The sequence below is a fragment of the Psychrilyobacter sp. genome, from assembly GCF_049671765.1.
Classification (GTDB): Bacteria; Fusobacteriota; Fusobacteriia; order Fusobacteriales; family Fusobacteriaceae; genus Psychrilyobacter.
Genome location: NZ_JBATVM010000153.1, coordinates 1 through 1,722, shown reverse-complemented (window position 1 = coordinate 1,722; position 1,722 = coordinate 1). Strand labels below are relative to the sequence as shown.

At 25.6% G+C, this 1,722-nt stretch carries 1 protein-coding gene; it reads left to right on the top strand.

Annotation, left to right across the window (positions count from 1 at the left end; all coding sequences use genetic code 11):
• Positions 1–961 (top strand): VTT domain-containing protein (locus WBG30_RS07225; RefSeq protein WP_424503968.1); only part of this gene is annotated, 961 nt, incomplete at its 5' end.
• Positions 962–1,722: the final 761 nt, after the last annotated feature.

Genomic DNA, 1,722 nt, shown 5'->3' with positions numbered 1-1,722 from the left:
GTCAAACGATACAGCGATATTAGATACAAGGTCTTTTTTTGAATCTGATGGTTTAATTTTAGGTAAAAAAACATTTATTAAAGGGAAAATTCCAGATTCAAACAATATTCCATGGAATATTATGGTAGAAGAGGATAAAACATTTAGATCATCTAAAGAAATAAAAGAAGTTTTGAATAAACATGGGATTACAAAAGATATGTCAGTTATTTTATACTCTGAATCAGGAATGCAATCAGCTCAGATGACCTTTGTATTAAGAGAATTGTTAGGATATAAAGATGTTAAAAATTATGATGGTTCATGGATTCAGTGGTCTTATGAATCAAACCAAGGAAATGTTGAAATTGAGAAAAATAATATTTTTAAAGTTCTATTTAGTTATATTGCAAAGAGGGAAAAATTAGAAAGTGTAATTACTATATTAGGAGTATGGGGTCCACTTGCTTATATATTGATGTATATCTTTATAACCCTTACTATTTCACCTGCTTTGCCTATTACAATAGCTGGGGGAGTAATCTTTGGGCCAATAATGGGAGTTGTTTATACGGCTATTGGGGCTGGTATAGGACTATCATTATCTTTCTTGATAGCAAGATATGTTGCAAGGGGAGCTATTGAGAGAAAGTTTGGAAATACAGCTATATTTAAAAAAATAGATGAAGGGGTAAAAAAAGATGGATGGTTTATTTTAGCTGTAACTAGGTTGATACCAATATTTCCATTTGGGATTCAAAATTATGTATATGGCTTAACTTCTATTGGATTTATACAATACGCGATATTGTCTACAATATTTATTCTTCCTGGAAGTTCTGTATATGTTATGCTAGCAGGAGCGTTTACATCTGGAAATAAGGGAATAGTTTTAAAATATTCAATTACAGCTTCATTAATTTTTCTTGGATTAATGGTAGTTACTAGGATAATTAAGAAAAAAATGGAACTTCAAAAATAAAAATTAAATAACTAATTTTAAGATACTAGATGTATCTAAAATTAAAAAAATTGTTTGTCTCTGGCAGGCAATTTTTATTTTATACTAATGTAAGATGTTGATAATAAATTTATATTATTTCAAATTTCAATGATTTTATGAGTTTTTTTTATAGAAAATTATCCGTAATTTTATCGAACGAAGTCAATAAAAAAAGTCACTTTTTATTGATAAATTGAGTTAAAAATGGTATAAATTAAATAAATAAATTTTTAAAGGAGAGAAATTATGTTTAAATTAAGATCTAATTGAGCCTGAATAGACGATAAACTTCTGGATGAAGTTATAATGGAACTTTTAGAATCTGAAAAAGAATATATTAGGTAGTTTTTACTACTTTAATATTGTAAATATATATTTTTTTAACTCTTCAACTTCCAACCCATTTTAAAATTATGATGGATCCAAATAAATATATTAATGCGATGTTTTGACCTTAATATTTTATTTATTCCAAAATAATTACTTTAGGAACTCTTCTGTTCCAACTAATAATCAATATAAAAAATAAACAAAATAAAAATAGAATATTAATGCATAAATATAATCTCCTTGATAAAGTAGGGGGTCATTTGTCATGTATTAAATTAAAAGTTATCTCGAAATTATTAATTTTAAATTAGCATTAAATACACTGAAGTTTTTCGGTATATATAATAAAAATAAAAGTAAAGTACATGGGGGTTAATTAATTGAAATATAAAAAAGAATAAATTATAAAA